The sequence below is a fragment of the Actinocorallia aurantiaca genome (genome assembly GCF_039533685.1).
GTDB classification, from domain to species: Bacteria; Actinomycetota; Actinomycetes; order Streptosporangiales; family Streptosporangiaceae; genus Actinocorallia; species Actinocorallia aurantiaca.
In genome coordinates, this window is record NZ_BAAATZ010000036.1 from 319 (window position 1) to 3,783 (window position 3,465).

Annotated in this window: 5 protein-coding genes; 4 read left to right on the top strand and 1 reads right to left on the bottom strand. The window is 73.9% G+C overall.

Annotation, left to right across the window (positions count from 1 at the left end):
* The 4 genes from ABD327_RS34720 to ABD327_RS34735 all read left to right on the top strand — a co-directional run.
* The coding region (locus ABD327_RS34720; protein WP_344457408.1) for a hypothetical protein at positions 1–307 on the top strand (307 nt) is incomplete at its 5' end.
* A 2-nt stretch (positions 308–309) separates the two neighbouring features.
* Positions 310–735: a hypothetical protein gene (locus tag ABD327_RS34725; RefSeq protein WP_344247976.1), complete on the top strand. Its 426-nt coding sequence runs from the start codon at positions 310–312 to the stop codon at positions 733–735.
* Between the two features lie 11 nt (positions 736–746).
* A complete protein-coding gene (locus ABD327_RS34730) occupies positions 747–1,595 on the top strand; it encodes a hypothetical protein (protein WP_344247974.1) in 849 nt (282 codons plus the stop codon).
* 1 nt (position 1,596) lies between these two features.
* On the top strand, positions 1,597–3,069 hold the full coding sequence (locus ABD327_RS34735) for a hypothetical protein (protein WP_344457411.1): 1,473 nt from the start codon (positions 1,597–1,599) through the stop codon (positions 3,067–3,069).
* Between the two features lie 80 nt (positions 3,070–3,149).
* Here the strand turns inward: ABD327_RS34735 and ABD327_RS34740 are convergent.
* The coding region (locus tag ABD327_RS34740; protein ID WP_344457413.1) for a hypothetical protein at positions 3,150–3,465 on the bottom strand (316 nt) is incomplete at its 5' end.

A 3,465-nucleotide genomic window follows, 5' to 3' on the forward strand; every position in this document is an offset into this window, starting at 1 on the left:
GGGCGCGTCCGCCGCGCCCGCCACCGCCGAGGGCTGCGACCGGCTGTACCGGCAGCTGGAAGTCGTCGCCGCCGCTGTGGCCGACCTCCAGGTGCCCGGCGTGCTGGCCGGGATGCTCGCCCGGCTGATGGACCAGACCCAGTCGGTCAAGGCCAAGGCCGAGGCGATCGCGGCGACGCTGCCCACCGCGGCCGAGGCCGTCGCCACCGCCGGCGCCAACGCCGCCGCCCGCCACCAGCCGCTCGCCGACGCCGTCCGCGACGCCGGACACACCCGCCCCGCCGAGCGCGAATACCACGAGGAGTAGACATGACCCAGATCGAGAAGGCCGCCGGGCAGCAGGTCGAGCAGGGCGGCGAGGGCCTGGGGATCGTGCGGTTCACGCTCCTGGTCGCCGAGCTGGCCACCGCGGGCGCCAAGCTGGCCGGGCTGTCGGAGACGGTGCGCGGCACCTACCGCTATGTCGAGGGCTGCGCGGAGTCCGTGGAGCGTCTCGCCGACCAGATGGCCGCCCTGTCCGTCGACGCCGACACCGTCGCCGAGCACCGCGAGGCCGCCGCCGTGATGCGCGCCGCGCTGGACATCGCCGACGCCATGGCCGCCGGATGCGAGGACCTCGCCGCCCTGTTCGCCCAGGCCTCGGAAGCCCACCAGGCCGATTACGGGTCCGTGGCCGAGGCCGCCCAGGCCCTGACCGTCCCCATGGCCGACGCCCAGTTCTACTCCAACCGGTGAGGAGCACGACCATGGAGCGACTGACCATCGACCTGTCCGATGCCCCCCAGCTGCAGGACGCGCGCCGCCGCATCGACACCGTGCGCGACCGCACCGGCCGGGCGGCCACCGTCGCGGCCGCGGCCGCCGCGGGCGTGGTCCTCTTCGCCCCGGAGACGGCCGGGCCCGCCCTGCTGGCGACCAGCGCGGCCACCGTCGGCGGCCTGGCCACGCTGTGGCTGGGCCAGCCTCCCGGCCACCAGCGCGCCACCACCACCGCCCTGTACCTGATGCCCGGCCTGTCCCTGTCCGTCCTGCTGGTCGCCGAGCGGCTGGTCGCCGGGATCCACTGGGGCGAGGTCCTGGGCGCGGTCGTCTGGACGGCCGCCACCTGGCTGCTGCGCCCGGCCCGCACCGCCCGCCGCATGGTCTCCCCCGCCCCCGCCCCCGTCGCGGCGGCGGGGGAGGTGGAGGCGTTCGACGCGGCGCCTACCGAGCACCTGCACCCGGTGGCCGCGTGGTGGACCCAGCACGCCGCCGGCGCCAAGGGCGCCGCGCCCGGCACCGTCCTGGAAGAGGTGACGCGGACCGGCGAGGACTCCATGACCGCGGTCATCCGCGCCGCCGTGCCCGGCGAGCCCGTCCCCGACGTCTCCATCCGCCGCCTGTCCGCGCTGATGGACATCCCCGAAGACCTCATCAAGGTCTCCCCGGTGCCAGGCCGCGGCGCCGGGGTGCGCCGCCTGAGCATCGGCGCGGCCGAGAAGGCCGCCGACCCGGCCGCGCTGTGGACCTCGCGCATCGCCCCCAAGGGGATGCCGGGCGCGGTCCTGACCGGCATCAACATCAACGGCCGCCCCGTCGACCTGAAGGAGCACTGAGATGAGCGTCCTCGCCCCCGCCGCCGGTGAAGTGGTGGAGCTGATGCTGGAGGTACCGCAGGGCCAGGTCCTGGAGTACAACCTGCCCGCCCTGTGCTCCGCGCTGGACATCGCCGACCCGACCCGCATCGCGGTGGAGACCGACGGGCTGCGGCGGGCCATCGTCACGATCTACCCGTCCAACCCGCTCGCCGAGGTCCGCGCGGTCACGGCCGAGGACCTGGTGATGGACCGGCACGGCCGCATCGCGGTGGGCGTCTACCACAACGGCCGCACGGTCAAGCGCCGCCTGTACGACCCCGCCACGGGCAGCGCCCAGCGGTTCCTGCTGTTCGGCACCACTGGCGCCGGGAAGTCCCGCACGCTGCAGCTGGAGCTGGCCGCCGAGAAACGCAACGGCATCGTCTCCTGGGTGTGCGACCTCAAGAACGGCCAGTCCGTCCCCGAGGCGAGGGACAACGTCGACTGGTTCGGGACCACGCCCGAAGAGGCCATCCTGATGCTGCGCGCCGCGGTCAACGTCGCCCAGGAGCGCATGGAGCGCTACAGCCGCCTGGGTCGCACCGCGTTCATCCGCGACGCTCCCGACCCGCTGCACCACCTGCGCATCGAGGAGGCCAACCGCCTCCTGGAGAAAGGCGCACCGTACCGGGAGGAGGCCACCTACCTGATCCGCGAACTCGGCCGCACCGGCCGGTCCGTCGGCGAGGGCATCGGCCTCTCAGCGCAGGCGAGCCACCTGGAGGAACTCGGCGGATCCGACACCCTGCGCGCCATGCTGAAAGAGGGCGAGGTCACCCTGCTGCGCTGGTCCTCCAGCATGATGCGCCAGCTGGTGTCGGACGGACTCCTGCCGGCCACCGCCCAGCTGATGCCCATCCCCAAGAGCTTGCGCAACGTCGAACTCCGCTCGCAGTTCGCCATCGACGCCGACGACGACGAAGAGGACGCGCCCGGCACCCAGGGCATGGCCTACCTGCTGTCCGGCCCGCACCCCACCGCGATGATGCGCCACTTCCGCATCGGCTCCATCGCCCCCACCCCGGGCCTGGACCCCGAGATCCTCGCCCTGTACGGCGACGATGCCCCGCCCACCCTGGAGGACGCCTCCCACGACGCCGCCGGAGAGGCCTACGCCGCCCGCCACGACCCCGTCAAAATGGCCATGCTGTGCCAGGCCGTCTACGACGAGGCCCAGGAGGAGGAGGACAAGCGGCCCGCGGGCAAGGCCGGGAAGTCCTACTCCCCCGCCAAGCCGCCCCGCGCCGCCGCGCCCCGCATCATCGACCGTGTCCGCGCCGCCCTCGCCAATGCCTCCGCGCCGATGAGCGCCGAGGACGTCCTGGCCGCCGTCCTGGCCGACGGGGGCAAGGAAGTGCGGCCCGGCTCGGTCCGCAACGCGCTGCTCGAACTGGTCAACGGCGACACCGACGTCGTGCGCGCCGACCGCGGCCTCTACACGATCGACCGCTAGACCCGCTCCACCCAGAAGGCCCCCGGACACCGGTCCGGGGGCCTTCTTCATGTCCCGGGACTCCTCGGTCCCGGGGTTGCTCAGTCGCGGCGTTCCAGGGCGTCGCGCACGTAGCCGGTCAGCGCCGGGTCGTTGTAGGCCTGCTCCAGCAGCGCCTTGATCACGGGCGTGGCGCGGGCATCGCTGCCGAAGGCGTTCAAGATCCAGTGCTTGAGCCGGGTGTGCTCCTCGGGCGTCATCTCCACCGAGATCTTGCGCAGGTGCCCGCGGCGGCCCTGCCCGGCCGGGACGGGCTTGCGGGCCCCCGGGGCCGCGGCGTCCCGGGACTCCTCGGTCCCGGGGTTGCTCAGTCGCGGCGTTCCAGGGCGTCGCGCACGTAGCCGGTCAGCGCCGGGT